Origin of the sequence: Pseudoalteromonas sp. SR45-1, assembly GCF_014163655.1 — a bacterium.
Taxonomy (GTDB): domain Bacteria; phylum Pseudomonadota; class Gammaproteobacteria; order Enterobacterales; family Alteromonadaceae; genus Pseudoalteromonas; species Pseudoalteromonas distincta.
Genome location: NZ_JACJDR010000005.1, coordinates 105626 through 120605 on the forward strand (window position 1 = coordinate 105626; position 14980 = coordinate 120605).

The 14980-nt window shown below is 38.9% G+C and carries 14 protein-coding genes and 1 tRNA gene; 10 read left to right on the plus strand and 5 right to left on the minus strand.

Annotation, left to right across the window (positions count from 1 at the left end; genetic code table 11):
- Positions 1-47: 47 nt before the first annotated feature.
- Entirely contained in the window at positions 48-1427 is a 1380-nt protein-coding gene (gene dnaB, locus H5089_RS07070; RefSeq protein ID WP_002963050.1) for a replicative DNA helicase, read from the plus strand.
- Complete coding sequence (alr, locus tag H5089_RS07075; protein WP_024596806.1) at positions 1427-2506, plus strand: alanine racemase; 1080 nt, start codon at positions 1427-1429, stop codon at positions 2504-2506. The genes dnaB and alr overlap by 1 nt, the downstream gene beginning before the upstream one ends.
- 31 nt (positions 2507-2537) lie before the next feature.
- Here the strand turns inward: alr and H5089_RS07080 are convergent, their stop codons facing one another.
- Positions 2538-2777, minus strand: coding sequence for a DUF2960 domain-containing protein (locus H5089_RS07080; RefSeq protein ID WP_002963045.1), 240 nt, complete (start codon positions 2775-2777; stop codon positions 2538-2540).
- A 100-nt stretch (positions 2778-2877) separates the two neighbouring features.
- Here H5089_RS07080 and H5089_RS07085 point away from each other — a divergent pair, with 100 nt between their 5' ends.
- The 3 genes from H5089_RS07085 to H5089_RS07095 all read left to right on the plus strand — a co-directional run bounded on the left by H5089_RS07085 (position 2878) and on the right by H5089_RS07095 (position 4758).
- Positions 2878-3129 carry a hypothetical protein gene (locus H5089_RS07085; RefSeq protein WP_002963043.1) on the plus strand — a complete coding sequence of 84 codons (252 nt, stop codon included), beginning with the start codon at positions 2878-2880 and terminating at the stop codon, positions 3127-3129.
- Positions 3130-3330: 201 nt separating this feature from the next.
- Positions 3331-3948, plus strand: coding sequence for a nicotinamide riboside transporter PnuC (gene pnuC, locus H5089_RS07090; protein WP_002963042.1), 618 nt, complete (start codon positions 3331-3333; stop codon positions 3946-3948).
- Between the two features lie 3 nt (positions 3949-3951).
- A complete protein-coding gene (locus H5089_RS07095; RefSeq protein WP_182711842.1) occupies positions 3952-4758 on the plus strand; it encodes a phosphotransferase in 807 nt (268 codons plus the stop codon).
- Between the two features lie 3 nt (positions 4759-4761).
- On the opposite strand, the gene H5089_RS07100 is transcribed toward H5089_RS07095, so the two are convergent.
- A complete protein-coding gene (locus tag H5089_RS07100; RefSeq protein WP_039490259.1) occupies positions 4762-4944 on the minus strand; it encodes a hypothetical protein in 183 nt (60 codons plus the stop codon).
- A 246-nt stretch (positions 4945-5190) separates the two neighbouring features.
- Between H5089_RS07100 and H5089_RS07105 the strand changes: the two genes are divergently transcribed.
- The 3 genes from H5089_RS07105 to H5089_RS07115 all read left to right on the plus strand — a co-directional run bounded on the left by H5089_RS07105 (position 5191) and on the right by H5089_RS07115 (position 6716).
- A tRNA-Arg gene (locus tag H5089_RS07105) sits at positions 5191-5265 on the plus strand.
- A gap of 211 nt (positions 5266-5476) precedes the next feature.
- Positions 5477-6010 carry a DinB family protein gene (locus H5089_RS07110; protein ID WP_182711843.1) on the plus strand — a complete coding sequence of 178 codons (534 nt, stop codon included), beginning with the start codon at positions 5477-5479 and terminating at the stop codon, positions 6008-6010.
- A gap of 1 nt (position 6011) precedes the next feature.
- Positions 6012-6716, plus strand: coding sequence for an NRDE family protein (locus H5089_RS07115; RefSeq protein WP_182711844.1), 705 nt, complete (start codon positions 6012-6014; stop codon positions 6714-6716).
- 106 nt (positions 6717-6822) lie between these two features.
- On the opposite strand, the gene H5089_RS07120 is transcribed toward H5089_RS07115, so the two are convergent.
- Positions 6823-8586, minus strand: coding sequence for a lysophospholipid acyltransferase family protein (locus H5089_RS07120; RefSeq protein WP_182711845.1), 1764 nt, complete (start codon positions 8584-8586; stop codon positions 6823-6825).
- A 336-nt stretch (positions 8587-8922) separates the two neighbouring features.
- Here H5089_RS07120 and H5089_RS07125 point away from each other — a divergent pair, with 336 nt between their 5' ends.
- Positions 8923-10137 carry an HD-GYP domain-containing protein gene (locus H5089_RS07125; RefSeq protein ID WP_182711846.1) on the plus strand — a complete coding sequence of 405 codons (1215 nt, stop codon included), beginning with the start codon at positions 8923-8925 and terminating at the stop codon, positions 10135-10137.
- On the opposite strand, the gene H5089_RS20275 is transcribed toward H5089_RS07125, so the two are convergent.
- Entirely contained in the window at positions 10097-10420 is a 324-nt protein-coding gene (locus H5089_RS20275; protein WP_154903641.1) for a hypothetical protein, read from the minus strand. The two genes, H5089_RS07125 and H5089_RS20275, sit on opposite strands and share 41 nt — an antisense overlap.
- 283 nt (positions 10421-10703) lie before the next feature.
- On the opposite strand from H5089_RS20275, the gene H5089_RS07130 reads away from it, so the two are divergent.
- Entirely contained in the window at positions 10704-11972 is a 1269-nt protein-coding gene (locus H5089_RS07130; RefSeq protein ID WP_154903642.1) for an outer membrane protein transport protein, read from the plus strand.
- Between the two features lie 113 nt (positions 11973-12085).
- On the opposite strand, the gene H5089_RS07135 is transcribed toward H5089_RS07130, so the two are convergent.
- Entirely contained in the window at positions 12086-14941 is a 2856-nt protein-coding gene (locus H5089_RS07135) for a valine--tRNA ligase (protein ID WP_182693182.1), read from the minus strand.
- Between the last annotated feature and the right edge of the window lie 39 nt (positions 14942-14980).

Here is a 14980-nt window from a genome sequence, read left to right on the forward strand (position 1 = left end):
CTGCAAGTCGATAGAATAGAGCCATTCAATTTTACTACTGTGAAGTTATGGCCAAACCAGATAAGCAAGTCGATACTCTTAAAGTTCCTCCCCATTCAATAGAAGCTGAACAATCTGTTTTAGGTGGCTTAATGCTTGATAACCAAGCTTTTGACCGCGTAGCTGAGCTTGTTGTATCACAGGATTTTTATACCCGCACGCACAAGTTAATTTTTGAGGCGATGACGGCACTTGCTGAGATTGGCGATCCGATAGATTTAATCACTATTTCTGAAAGTTTAGAAAAAAATAATAAACTTGCAGGTATTGGGGGTTTTGCTTACTTAGCCGAAATTGCTAAAAATACGCCAAGTGCAGCCAACATTGATGCCTACGCAAACATTGTACGTGAGCGTGCTGTTGTACGTGAAATGATTGGCGTGGCAAATGAAATAGCCGAAGCGGGTTTTAATACCGAAGGGCGTACTAGTCACGACCTACTCGATTTTGCCGAAAGCAAAGTATTTAAAATTGCCGAGCAACGTACAAAAAGTACGGAAGGCCCGCAAAGTATTCATAACATACTCGAAAAAACCGTTGATAAAATAGAAGAGCTTTATCAATCGCCACAAGATGGTGTAACGGGTGTAAGTACAGGTTATGCCGATCTTGATAAAATGACGACGGGCCTGCAACCGTCTGACTTAATTATTGTTGCAGCGCGTCCTTCAATGGGTAAAACCACCTTTGCGATGAATCTTGCAGAACATGCCGCAATGACTCAAGACAAACCCGTGCTAATTTACTCGCTAGAGATGCCTTCAGAACAAATTATGATGAGGATGTTAGCGTCTCTTGGCCGTATTAACCAAACTAAGGTACGTACAGGTCAGTTAGATGATGACGATTGGGCGCGACTTTCATCAACAATGGGCTTGTTGATGGAAAAAGGCAAAATGTATGTTGATGATGCCTCGGGCTTAACACCTACCGATGTTCGCTCTCGTGCACGTCGTATTGCGCGTGACCACGGCGGCATTAGTATGATCATGGTCGATTACTTGCAGCTAATGCGCGTACCTAGCCTTGCTGATAACCGAACGCTTGAAATTGCTGAAATTTCGCGTTCACTTAAATCACTAGCAAAAGAGCTAAAATGTCCGGTTGTTGCGCTTTCGCAGCTAAACCGTACGCTAGAGCAACGTGCCGATAAACGCCCAATTAACTCAGATTTACGTGAGTCAGGGTCGATAGAGCAGGATGCCGATTTAATCATGTTTATTTACCGTGACGAAGTTTACAACGAAGACAGTACTGATAAAGGTATTGCTGAGATTATCATAGGTAAACAACGTAACGGCCCAATTGGTAAAGTGCGTTTAACATTCCAAGGTCAATTTTCTCGCTTTGATAATTACGCGGGACCAGCGGTAGATGACGATTACTAATGCGCTTAGCGACTGCTGAAATTAACTTAACGGCACTTGCGCATAATTTAGCGCAAGTTAAGGGCTTTGCACCTAACAGCAAAGTGATGGCGGTGCTAAAAGCAAATGCTTACGGGCATGGATTGGTAACGATTGCGCAGCATTTAAATAATGCTGACGCATTTGCTGTGGCACGTATAGATGAAGGGCTTGCCCTTCGAGCTGGGGGCTTAACAAAACCAATTGTTTTACTAGAAGGCTTTTTTAACAAAGCCGACTTACCGATTCTGCTCGCCAACAATTTTCAAACTATTATTCACGATGAGTACCAATTAGCGGCGCTTGAAAAAGCAAAGCTAGATGCACCAATAACATGCTGGTTAAAAGTAAATACAGGTATGCATCGATTAGGTATTGCGCCAGAGCAGTTTGAAGCCTTTTATAGCCGCTTGCAAAAAACACCTAACGCTAAAAATACCGTTAATTTAATGACCCACTTTTCGTGTGCTGATGACGTTGATAATGCTAAAACGGTTCAGCAAATTACGTTGTTTGATAATTTAGTGAATGGTATTGACCAAGCGCATTGTTTATCAAATTCGGCTGGTATTATTGCCTGGCCGAGCGGTCATGGCGATTGGGTGCGTCCTGGGCTTATGTTATATGGTGTATCGCCAATGGCAAATAGTATTGGGCAGCAACACAAATTAAAACCAGTTATGCGCTTAACTACGCGCGTAATTGCAGTGCGAGATGTGCCTGCTAATGAGGCTGTTGGGTATGGTGGTCGTTGGAAAAGCGATAAACCAACCAAGTTAGCTGTTGTAGCTATGGGTTATGGCGATGGTTATCCTCGGCATGCTAAAGAGGGGACACCGGTAATAATTGGTGAGCAGCGTTATGGTATTGTAGGTAGCGTAGCTATGGACATGATCAGCGTTGATATAGGCGCTAATGAGCATAATATTAAAGTTGGCGACAGAGTCACTATGTGGGGCCCTGAGCTACCAGTTGAAGAAATAGCACTGTGCGCTGATACTATTCCTTACGAGCTATTATGTAATATTACACCACGCGTAAGTTATGAGTATCAGCCATAGTTAGTTTTTAGCGTATACCAATTGGGTATAATTACTCTTTTATAAAGTAAATGTCGCTAAAGCCCATACGGGCAAATTCTTGGTCGCGAAAGTTACGAACAGAAGCAGACCCTTTTGAGGTCATTTCTATTTGGCGTACCATATTTAAGTAATTTGTTAAATCAATACCCTCGGCAGCAGCAATAGCTTGATACATGTCGTGGTATTTATCTTTTGCGAAGTTAATTTCGCGCGGTTGGTTTTTAAATGTATACGTTATTCTGCGTGCCATAATAAGCTCAGTTAAATTGAGTGTTAGTATAATTTTACACTGTATTGAACTGGCATTGAATGATTTGTTTAAATCAAATAATTAAAAAGTAGAGTTTAAAATGAAATTATCAGTAGAGATCAGTAAATATCCACTTCACCAAGATTACATTCCGTTTATTAAAGGCTTTATTGACCGCTTAAACGAATACGAAAATTTAAAAGTGATTACTAATACGCTATCAACGCAAATTTTTGGTGATTATGATTTAGTAATGCAGGTGTTAAATACCGAAATTAAGCGCTCATATGAAGAATTTGGTAAAGCTATTTTTGTATGTAAGTTTCTCTCTGGCGACTTATCGCCTGAATAATCTATAATACCAATCTGCATAAATCTTTGATCAATTTAACGAATTAAATTGCACTATAACGTCGTTAAAAATTTTTTATTTAGAACAACTAGATACAAAAATTTTTGCCTAGTTTTAGCGTGATTTTCTTAACGTTAAATAGACCCCGTATATAAGCAGATTGGTATAACAAATGGCGCAACTAAACGGTGATTGCATAATATGGACTTTTTAACACAAACCTTAAGCGGTTTTACAGCAATGTCGCATTGGGAATACATTGCGGTAGGATTGTCGATGGCGTACTTATTATTGGCAATAAAGGAAAGCTTATGGTGTTGGCCGGCGGCATTTTTTAGCACGCTCATTTATACAATTATGTACTGGAATGGCGCATTGCTCATGGAGTCGTTACTTAATTTTTATTATATGTATATGGCTGTGTTTGGATGGGTTGTATGGAGAAAAGGCAAAGCTGAAAATTTAAATATTACATCGTGGTCGATAAACCGTCATGCTGTTTTAATTAGTTTAACAACCGTAGCTGCAATTACAATTGGTTACGTTATGCAAAACTATACGCATGCCGATTTTGCTTACCTTGATAGTTTTACAACGTGTTTTGCCGTAGTAACTACTTACTTAGTTGCTAAAAAAGTCCTCGAAAACTGGCTGTACTGGATTGTAATAGATGCAGCTTCCATGTATTTATATTATGAAAAAGGCTATTACCCAACGCTTGCGCTCTTTATATTTTATACCATTATGGCCGCGTGGGGCTTTAAAACTTGGTACGAAGAGTACGAACAAAGCCAAGCTAAGCCGCTAGCTCAGCTTTAATTAATGATTGAGCATAATCAGCTAGTAAAAATGTGTAGGGCGTTTATAGAGCCTACTAGCGTTACTTCAAGCGAGCGACTACTAAATGGTTTTAGTAACGATAATTTTTTAATACGTACCAAACAACAAGGGTATTTATTAAAGTGTTATAAAAGCCATTGGCCAGCCATAGGACTTGAAGCACAGCGTTTTTTAAGTGAGCTTAATATATGTCCTGCGCCTGTTTGGCTCGATAAAAAGAATAGCCGTGCGGTATTTAATTATATTGAAGGTAATACAGCGCAATCGGATATAACGCTTAGCTTTATTAATAAACTTGCTCAAGTGCACAATTACAAAGTGTCTACTGCGCCAATGAATATAGCTAAAGAGCTGCATTTTTATCAAAGCACCGGCGTATATACGCAATATAAACCTCAAATAGAGCAGGCACTCAAAGTAGTTGCAGCCATGCAATTTGATGAAGGCTTTTGTCATAATGACTTGGTAAAAGATAACATTATTGTAAATGCTTCGGGCATGTATTTAATTGATTTTGAGTACGCGCAAACTAACGATGTATATTTTGATTTGGCAGCCCTTGCAGTGAGCTTTAATCTTAATGAGAGCAGTGACAGTACATTGTTAAACAACTATAAAAATAGCGTTGATAAAACAAGCACGTTTTACCCATCAATAGATAAGCTAAATTACTATAAACTGTTTTTTTTGGTGTTATGTATTGCTTGGTATGAGGAGCGCAACATAACTAGTAAATCTATAATGTTACGTGCGCAGCTAAATAAACTTGTTACTAATACTTTTTTATAAAAGTTACAAACCACCAAAGCGTTCAGCGAGCTCTTTGTACTTTGTTACTTCGGCCGCATCAAATTGTGGTTCGCCATTCTCGTCTTCAGATTTAGCAATTAATAAACTTTCTCTAGAGAGACGTTTTACACGCTCTACTTTTACACCTAAAAATTCAGCGACTTGCTCAGTAGACATTAAACTCATTATTATTTCCTCGTATTAAACTAATCCTCACAGCGACAATCATAATTTTAATGTTACTAAACCGTTACTGTTTCTTATCTAATAAGAATAAATAGCGTGTTTTTAAGCCTTTGTGAAGTGTTTTATTTAAAAGAGTTTAATTAATAAGCATATAAGCTGATCTTACTGGTATTTATTTAAAGATCTCTTTATCATTGCGGGTGCTAAAGCACTGATATCGCGAGTTGGTGCGGCGGCAACAAATGTGCTCTCGTGGTGAAATGGATATCACGTGGCCCTCCGGAGGCTGAGTTGTAGGTTCGATCCCTACCGAGAGCGCCATTTGCTTTTATATGTATTAATTATCCTCTCTATATTACCTAGCTTCTTATTAATTACTCTTGTATTTAAAAATGCATTTACTGCAAAAACTTTGAAAGTTAATTTTAAAAACAGCTTTCTAGTTATTTATACAATGCAAAATTAGCATCCAAAAATCATGTTGTAATTATTTGCATATAAGTTTTAGTGATAAATGAGGAAGACCGATTTAATGTTAAATAGTCAATTAGAGATACTAGCTCAAGGACACGCTTATCTTGAAGGTGTAACTAAAGAGGACTATTCCCAAGTCATCACTCCTAACTTTATTAGCTCGGCTGGAGCTCATATGCGACATATTATCGATCATTATCAATCTTTAATGACCGGCTTTAGCACGCAAAAAGTAGATTATGATTGCCGCTTAAGAGGAGGAGATATTGAAAACTCTCCAACTGCTGCAATAAAAAAAATTGCCGAAATAACAACGTGGATTGAACAGCTAAGTCCAGATGATTTTAATAAACCGTTATCACTTTCAAGCGAAGTTTCAATTAAATGCAAAAATGTACAAACAGTAACCACATCACTTGCGCGAGAGCTTATTTTTGTAGGCAGTCACGCTGTGCACCATTACGCGATGATTTCACAAATTTCTTTTGCTCAAAAGTCGCAGCTCGATCAAAGCTTTGGTTTAGCACCAAGTACAGCTACTTTTTTAAGAGAAAATAGCCAGCCAGCACAACCAAAATCGATGCAAAATTAAAATGTGCACGTTAAGCTACTTTTTAACTGATGATGGCTACGAGCTATTTTTTAATCGCGATGAGCAAAAAACACGAGAAACGGCAATCGCTCCAAGTAAGCACCAGGGCAATGCAATTTTCCCCATTGATCCGCAAGGAGGAGGTACTTGGCTTGGGGTATCGCATTTTGGGCAAACACTCGCATTATTAAACGATTACCAAAGTATATTTGATATAACTGCGGTAAAGCATAGTAGAGGTTTGTTAATCCCTCATTTACTGAGCAATAAAGCCCCTGCATTGTACCAATTACAAAACATGGATTTATCGGGCTACGCGCCTTTTAAGTTATGTATTTTTCCGGATGGACTATCGATAAATAACAATAACGTGGTTTTTGTTAGGTGGGATGCAAAGCAGTTGATCCACTGCCAAGTTGAACCACTTGCTACGTCATCAGGTGTTGAGCTTGAAACGGTGACACAAAAACGTAAACAACAATTTAAGCAACTTATTGATTTAAGACATCCTGAAAGTGAGCAGTTTTTAGCGTTTCATTACAGTAAAGCCGAACAAGGGCAATATGGCGTAAATATGCTAAGGGAAGATGCAATGACGGTCAGTATTAGCCATATTAAAGTTGGTAACACTATACGTTTTAATTATTTTGATAAGCAGTCTCAGCTCATTAGTAGCATTGGTTGTTTAAAAGTGGCTGCTGCTTAACTAAATATTTTTATAGCTGTTACATAACTAAAAAAGTCGACGCAATTAATAGCGTCGACTTTTTTTGCTCAATTTTTACCTGCTATATTAATACAGCAGGTAAAAATTATGAGTGATTTATATAATCATCCTTTTTATCACCAAGGTAGAGCTTAAGTAGCTTTTCAGGCGCACTTGGTAGGTGCACACTTAAAAGTAATCCTGGCGTGTGATTAAAGTTGCTATCAATGCCCATGTAATGAAATTGAGCGCCTAGCTTATGGTATTGCTTTAATAAAATCGGTATGTCTTTTTTATCTTCTTCTATTCCCATAACCAATGCTGATACATGGCCTATGTTTAACGTGTGGTCATTAATAAAGTCTTCAAACTCTGGGTGGAGCTTATTATTAAAAGGCGTATTGGCGCTAACACCTTGTTTATTATTAACCATTGCATGGTCAATAATTGCAACAGAACGAGGGTCATAAAGTTTACTTAATGAAACAGTGCCATATAAAGTCCTATAGCGTGGATTTTGCGCCATAAACGCACCAATCCCTTTAAATAGCAGCAATAAACCATGGTAACTGCCCTGATGCTTTTGAACTATAAACGATCGACCCATTTCTAAGCACGGCTGTTGCTGATTAATAAAAGAAGGTTCGAAGTTAAACATTTGCGATAAATAAAGAGCGCTCACGTCGCTATTTTTTTGTAATAAATCGGTTTGTCCAATTCTATAAGCACCAATAATTTCTTCATTTTTATGATCAAAAATAAACAAATGCATGTAAGTCGCATCAAACTTATCTGTGTCGCATGGCTCGCCACTTCCTTCGTTTAATGTGCGAAAAGTTATTTCTCTGAGGCGTGTTATTTCAGTAACGCAATTAGGTATTTGCTCTTGGTAGCCGTAATAAACTGAGTAACCTTTAAAGTCGACTAAATGCTGCTCGCTTGGCAAGTTTGCAAGCTCATTTTTCATTTTTGTTTTATCAACTTCCTGCATAATGGCTTTGAGCTGTGTTGATTGGTTATCCTCTTGCCAAGGCGTTACAAAGCGCTCATCGTTTAAGTAACACTGCAAGCGTGTAAGTGCGTTTATGTCGTCAGTTTTTTCAAACTTATTTAATAATTTGGGTGTAAGTAAATTACCAGCGCTTAAGCTAATAGAGCTTTTTTGAATTTTAAGTAATTCGCGTATTAGCATTAATAATCTAAATCGGTAGTAAACACGCCCCAAGTTATAAAAGGTTGAGCTATTCTGACCGCTAATAAATACAGGCAATAAAGGAGCTTGTGTTTTTAAAGCTAGTTGAGCGGCTAAGCGATTCCATTGCCCGTCAGTTACACGTTGTTTTTCTGATTGAAAAAATGACACTCTTCCTGCAGGAAAAACCACAAGTAAGCCATCATTTTTAACATGACTAAAACACTGTTTTATTGCGCTGGTATTAATGGCTGCTTTTGGTTTTAGTGGGTTAGCAAAAATAAAATAGTCTTTAATTTCTTTAAATATTTTTAAACCCACGTTAGCCATTACTTTTGTATCGCTACGATAATGGGTGAGTAAATTTGCAATAATTACGCCCTCAATCATGCCATAAGGATGATTACATACCACTATGCAAGGGCCATGCTTTGGTATTTTGTTAATAACACCTTGTGCACCAAGCACATTAATACCTAATACATTTAACAGCTTTTCACTAAACTCTTGTTTATCTAAACCCGATAAATTATTAGAGAGGTATATATCACGCAGCTTATTGATGCCCAATAGGCTATCGAGCAGCGGAGCGGCTATTTTTAGTATATGACTCAAAGGAGAAACGGTGCTTATTGCCGCTACACTTAAGTTTGATACGGGGTGGTTTAATTTTGTCATATACGTTGATGCTCTTAAATTTTTATAGCTGTTGTGTATATTTAGACCGAGGAAAAACCACATTATGTTCAAATTAGGTTAATTAAGTTTGTTTAAAAGCGTAAAAATAATACCCAAATAGCCTTTTAAGTACTAAGTGGCTGTAGGTTATTAAGAAAATAGAAGAGGGTTTTAATTATCCATAAAATAAGGTTACCCACTACAGCTAATAAGAGTGATACAGCAAGTAATCCTTTGTAGTTATATATCACTACTTACAACTCAAAAACTAGACTTTTAAGCTTAATTAATGCTATTTAAGGTACATCTACTTTAAATGTAAAAAATCTCACCTTTATGCTAATTACTTTGCCTGTGTCTGAGCTCACCCCTGGTATGTACGTTGATAGTGTTACTAAGCAACACGAGGGGATCAATAGCATAAAAATTAAGACCAGTGGCTTGGTGCGCGACAAATCTATTATTAAGCGTTTAGTGTCTGAAGGGGTGCTCGAGCTGCTTATAGATTTTACTAAAGGTGATGCGCCAGTTCCTGCTAAATATAAGCCCCAAAGCGCACCTAAAACATCTAATAGCCAAAAAAAAGTAGAAAAAACCCCTATAGCTATTTCTATCGAACAGGAGTTTGCTAAAGCGACTGTAAATTACGATCAGCATGGCAGAAAGTTACAATCATTATATGGCGATTTAACATCTGGCCTGAGTGTTAATATAAAAGTGCTTGATGAAATTGCCAGCGAGATAGTCAGCTCAGTTTTTCGTAATGCTAACGCTATGACTATTCTTACTCGTATAAAAGACAAACATAGCTATAACTGGCGGCATATGATCAACTGCGCCATTTTTACTGCTGTATTTGCTAAATACTTAGGGTATGGAAAAGCTGTTGTACAAGAGCTTGCAATGGGGGCGTTACTTCATGACTTGGGCCAAGCTAAATTACCGCAGGGTATATTTTCCAAGCCAACTAAACTAAGTAATAACGAGCTAGCAGCAATTAAAAAGCATGTTGCCCAAGGTTTAGGTTTAGTTAAAGGTGAGAAGGGTATAACTCCCCTTATGCTCGATATGATAGTAAATCATCATGAGCGTTTAGATGGCTCTGGTTATCCGCGAGGCCTGCAGGCTGAAAAGTTAAGTCGCCCGGCGCGTATAATGGCAATTGTAGATGTGTACGATGCTATGACAGCCGATAGAATGCACCAAGAGGGTGATGAGCCTATTAATGCATTACGCTACTTATTAGCCAATAAGCACTTGTTTGATGGTGAGTTAGTTCAGCGCTTTATAAAGTGCTTGGGGGTCCATCCGGTAGGGACTATTGTAAAATTAACGAATGAACGTTTAGCCTTAGTGCTTGAGGGGAACGTATTAAATCCTATTAAACCTAAAATTAAGCTATTTTATAATGCTAAGCATAATCATCATGTTACACCTAAAGACATAGATTTAAGTGAGCACACCCAAGAGCTTAAAATACTAGCGAGTGTTAAGCCTCTTGATTATCAGATTAATTTGTCTCGCCTGCTAAAAGAGCATTTGTTGAACTAGTTTTACTGCATTGCCTTTTTTTAGTTTGTTTTGCAGAAATAAACGCACCCAAAAAACAACTCCCCATCAGTGTTAACCATAGCAAAGTACCTAACTCTACATGCAATGCAAAACAACAAAGCGCTAAAGAAATCAACGCATTTAACATTGCCCCTAACCAATAATGGTTTACGGGGTTATCGCATTGTCCTGCTTGAGTGCATGCGCAGTAGTTTGCTTTGTAAAAGCAAAATACACTCGCCCCACAAAATATTAGCCCTGTAATAATAAATAAAATGATCACAGTTTTACTTCCTTTGCGATTTTATAGTGAGTGTAATTTGCTATATATTTCAAGTCAATCTAAATGATAATTAATTACAATTAGAGCTTTAACTCTAATAACACATTTCTCATCCGATGAGTTTTAAATAGTTGTTAAAATGTCGTTAAATAACATGTTTTTTGCTGTTTTTTGACGCATTCATAGAGTTTTTTACAAAAAATTAAGGTAGTGTAGCAAAGTTTCAAATCCTAATAACAACACACATAGTACCCAGACAGTCAGTTTGGTTAAGGACTCAACAATGAAATTTTCTAAAACTCTTATTGCAGCTTCGCTTGCATTTGTTTCAGCTGATAGCTTTGCAGCTGCGTTTCAATTATCAGAGCAAAATGCATCGGGTTTAGGCCGTGCATACGCTGGTGAAGCTTCTATCGCAGACGATGCGTCTGTAGTTGCACGTAACCCAGCACTAATGACTTTATTTAAAGATAAACAACTAAGTGTTGCTGCTATTGGTGTAATTCCAGATGTAAGTATTGAAGGCGAAAGTACTAATAACGGTATTGACCCAAGTGCATTAGATGACGACAGCATTGCACCAAGTGCTGTAGTACCTGCTGTTTACTTTACTATGCCTTACAACGATAAAGTATCGATTGGTTTTGGCGCATTTTCTAACTTTGGTTTATCTACAGAGTTTAACGACGAATACGTTGCTGGCCAAATTGCTGGCGAAACAGAAATCTTTACTGTTAACCTTAATGCAAGCGTTGCTTATAAAGTAACTGAGCAATTCAGCTTTGGTATTGGTTTAAACGCTATTTATGCTGATGCAACTGTTATTCGTAAAGTGGGTGCTAATGCAAGCGGTATTGATTTTGGTGCTGATGCTGTAAACCTTCAAGGTGATGATACTGGTTTTGGTTTAAACGTTGGTTTAATGTACCAGCTAGATGATAACAGCCGTTTTGGTTTTAACTATCGTAGCGAAACAGACATCACATTTGATGGTGACTTCTCAAACGATCTACCAGCAGCTATTGGTGGTACAGGCGGCGCTAAGCTACCAGGAGCTGTTGATCTAACACTACCAGCTATTGCTGAGTTTTCTGGCTCACATCAGTTAGATGATAAGTTAGGCCTACATTACAGTGTATTATGGACAGGTTGGAGCAGCTTTGAATCACTAGAAGCACAAGTAACGTTACCAACTGGTGATAAGTTTGTTGCGTTTGAAAAGCAAGAGCAGTTTGATGACTCTTTCAGATACTCTGTAGGTGCTGATTACCAATACAACGAAGATTTACTACTTCGTGCCGGTGTTGCATTTGATGAGTCTCCAGTATCACAAACGCACCTATCAATCTCTATTCCTGATACCGATCGCTTTTGGTTCTCGTTTGGCGGTAACTACACAATTGATCAAAACTCTAACGTTGATCTTGGTGTAAGTATCATCCGTGGTAAAACACAAACGTTCACAGAAGCTGATGACTCGGGCAGCCAGTGGGGCTTCGAATCTAAAGGCCACGCGGTATTACTTGGCGCTCAGTATAACTACAAGTTTTAATGTAGAAGTGTCTCGTGGTTAATCACAGGGCACAAAAAAGCCGCTCACTTTAATTAAAGTGAGCGGCTTTTTTAATGCCTATTAAATAGTGTTAATAGGCATTTTATGAAAGCTTATAAGCTTTCTATTTTAGTTTTTTGCTCAAGTAGCTTAGTTTTAGCATCGCTAAACTCAGCCAGTTTTGCATTTTCTTTAGCAAGTACCGCTTCAGGTGCGTTATTAACAAACTTTTCGTTAGCGAGTTTGTTTTGCACTTGTGCTAGGCCTTTTTCTGCTTTTTCGAGTTGCTTATTAATACGTGAAAGCTCGGCTTCTACATCAATTAAGCCCGCCATTGGGATCATGATCTCAAGGTTGCCAACATAAGACGTTGCACATGCAGGTGCGTCGTCTTTGTTTTCAAGCATTGTAAACTCTTCAATTTTTGCAAGTGATGCTAAAAATGATTTGTTTTCTTCAATACGGCGCACGTCGTCGCTTGATGCATTAGCAAGTAATACGCTAAGCGGTTTACTTGGGCTAATATCCATTTCACCACGAATGTTACGAATAGCTAAAATGAATTGTTTAACCCACTCTAAGTCGTCCATCGCTTTAGCATCAACGCTTGCTTCATTATATACAGGGAACGGCTGAACCATAATGCTGGTGTTTGTTGTTTCAAGGCCTGCAAGAGGTGCAACACGTTGCCAAATCGTTTCAGTGATGTACGGCATCATTGGGTGCATTAAACGCAGTAAGCTTTCAAGTACGGTAATAAGTGTATTACGTGTACCACGTTGCTGCGCTTCATTACCTTTAAATAATACCGGCTTAGTTAGCTCTAAGTACCAATCACAGAACTGGTTCCAAGTGAATTCGTAAAGCGTATTAGCAGCTAAGTCAAAGCGGTAGTTATCAAGGTGCTCAGTGTATGTTTTAACTGTTGACTCAAATTGACCTAAAATCCAGCGGTCAGCTAATGAAAGCTCTTTTTGTGCATCGTTTGCAAAACCACAGTCTTGCTCTTCTGTATTCATTAATACGTAACGGCTAGCGTTCCATAATTTATTACAGAAGTTACGGTAACCTTCAAGGCGGTTCATGTCCCAGTTAATATCACGACCGGTAGATGCCATTGCAGCAAGTGTAAAGCGAAGGGCGTCGGTGCCGTGTGCCTCAATACCGCCTGCAAACACTTTACGCGTATCTTTTTCAATTTTAGCGGCAAGTTTTGGCTGCATCATGTTACCAGTACGTTTTTGTACTAGGTCTTCAAGTTCAATGCCGTCAATCATGTCTAGTGGGTCAAGTACGTTACCTTTTGACTTAGACATTTTATCGCCATTGTCATCACGTATTAAGCCCGTTACATACACGGTTTTAAACGGAACTTGTGGTTTGCCATTTTCGTCTTTCACAAAGTGCAGCGTCATCATAATCATGCGCGCAACCCAGAAGAAAATAATATCAAAACCAGTTACCAGCACGTCAGACGGATGGAAGGTTTTTAAATCATCGGTATTTTCAGGCCAACCTTGTGTAGAGAAAGTCCAAAGTGCTGACGAGAACCACGTATCAAGTACGTCTTCGTCTTGGCTTAGTGTTACGTTATCTGCAATGTTGTTTTCACGGCGTACTTCGGCTTCGTCGCGACCAACAAATACATTGCCTTCACTGTCGTACCAAGCTGGAATGCGGTGACCCCACCAAAGCTGGCGTGAAATACACCAATCTTGTACGTCGTTCATCCACGAGAAGTACATGTTTTCGTATTGCTTAGGTACAAATTGAATGTCGCCGTTTTTAACAGCGTCTTTTGCAGGTTCAGCAAGTGGTGCAACACGTACATACCATTGGTCGGTAAGCAGTGGCTCAATTACCACACCAGAGCGATCGCCGTAAGGAACCGTTAAACCATGGTCTTCAATTTTTTCAAGTAAACCTAGTTCTTCAAATTCTGCCACAATTGCTTTACGAGCAGCAAAACGATCTAGGCCGTGCAAGCGCTCAGGTATTGGTGCATCAAACTCAAGCTCTTTACCGTCAAAGGTGTATGTTTCACCTTGGGTAAGAATAGCGGCGTCTTTATCGAAAATGTTGATCATAGGCATTTGATGACGCTTGCCCACTTCGTTATCGTTAAAGTCGTGCGCTGGGGTTATTTTTACACAGCCCGTGCCTTTATCTTTATCGGCGTGTTCGTCAGCAACAATTTTAATACGACGATTAACGATGGGTAATAAAATCTCTTTACCGATTAAATCTGTGTAGCGCTCATCATCAGGATTTACTGCAACACCCGAGTCACCCAACATGGTTTCAGGACGTGTTGTTGCTACTACTATGTAGTCTTTTCCGTCTTGTGTTGTAACGCCATCAGCTAATGGGTAACGTAAGTTCCACATGTGGCCTTGCTTGTCTTTGTTTTCAACTTCAAGATCAGAAATAGCCGTGTGTAATTTTGGATCCCAGTTTACTAGGCGCTTGCCTCGGTAAATTAGGTTTTCTTTATGGAGGCGTACAAACACTTCTTTAACAGCTTCAGATAAACCATCATCCATGGTAAAGCGTTCACGATCCCAATCAACCGATGCGCCAAGGCGACGAAGCTGCTTAGTGATAGTACCGCCAGATTCTTTTTTCCATTCCCAGATTTTATTAATAAAATCTTCGCGGCCTAAATCGTGGCGTGTTTTGCCTTCTTCGGCATGCAGTTTACGCTCAACCAACATTTGCGTTGCAATACCTGCGTGGTCAGTACCTACTTGCCATAATGTGTTGTTACCTTGCATACGTTTAAAACGCGTTAGGGTATCCATTATTGTATCTTGGAAGGCGTGGCCCATGTGTAAGCTACCAGTGACATTTGGCGGCGGGATCATAATTGAATATGGTACGCCTTGGCCAGATGGCTTAAAGTAGCCTTTTTGTTCCCAGTCTTGATATAGAGACTGTTCAATATCTTGCGGATTGTAGGTTTTATCCATTACACAGAACCTTAAATAAGTACTTAAATTAGTTGGTTA

What these genes read in the sequence shown, in the direction of transcription:
- pnuC (WP_002963042.1), top strand. Translation starts at nt 3,331, where the DNA reads ATGGACTTTTTAACACAAACCTTAAGCGGTTTTACAGCAATGTCGCAT.
- alr (WP_024596806.1), top strand. Translation starts at nt 1,427, where the DNA reads ATGCGCTTAGCGACTGCTGAAATTAACTTAACGGCACTTGCGCATAAT.
- H5089_RS07115 (WP_182711844.1), top strand. Translation starts at nt 6,012, where the DNA reads ATGTGCACGTTAAGCTACTTTTTAACTGATGATGGCTACGAGCTATTT.
- H5089_RS07135 (WP_182693182.1), bottom strand. Translation starts at nt 14,941, where the DNA reads ATGGATAAAACCTACAATCCGCAAGATATTGAACAGTCTCTATATCAA.
- H5089_RS07085 (WP_002963043.1), top strand. Translation starts at nt 2,878, where the DNA reads ATGAAATTATCAGTAGAGATCAGTAAATATCCACTTCACCAAGATTAC.
- H5089_RS07130 (WP_154903642.1), top strand. Translation starts at nt 10,704, where the DNA reads ATGAAATTTTCTAAAACTCTTATTGCAGCTTCGCTTGCATTTGTTTCA.
- H5089_RS07095 (WP_182711842.1), top strand. Translation starts at nt 3,952, where the DNA reads ATGATTGAGCATAATCAGCTAGTAAAAATGTGTAGGGCGTTTATAGAG.
- H5089_RS07125 (WP_182711846.1), top strand. Translation starts at nt 8,923, where the DNA reads ATGCTAATTACTTTGCCTGTGTCTGAGCTCACCCCTGGTATGTACGTT.
- H5089_RS07120 (WP_182711845.1), bottom strand. Translation starts at nt 8,586, where the DNA reads ATGACAAAATTAAACCACCCCGTATCAAACTTAAGTGTAGCGGCAATA.
- dnaB (WP_002963050.1), top strand. Translation starts at nt 48, where the DNA reads ATGGCCAAACCAGATAAGCAAGTCGATACTCTTAAAGTTCCTCCCCAT.
- H5089_RS07100 (WP_039490259.1), bottom strand. Translation starts at nt 4,944, where the DNA reads ATGAGTTTAATGTCTACTGAGCAAGTCGCTGAATTTTTAGGTGTAAAA.
- H5089_RS07110 (WP_182711843.1), top strand. Translation starts at nt 5,477, where the DNA reads ATGTTAAATAGTCAATTAGAGATACTAGCTCAAGGACACGCTTATCTT.
- H5089_RS07080 (WP_002963045.1), bottom strand. Translation starts at nt 2,777, where the DNA reads ATGGCACGCAGAATAACGTATACATTTAAAAACCAACCGCGCGAAATT.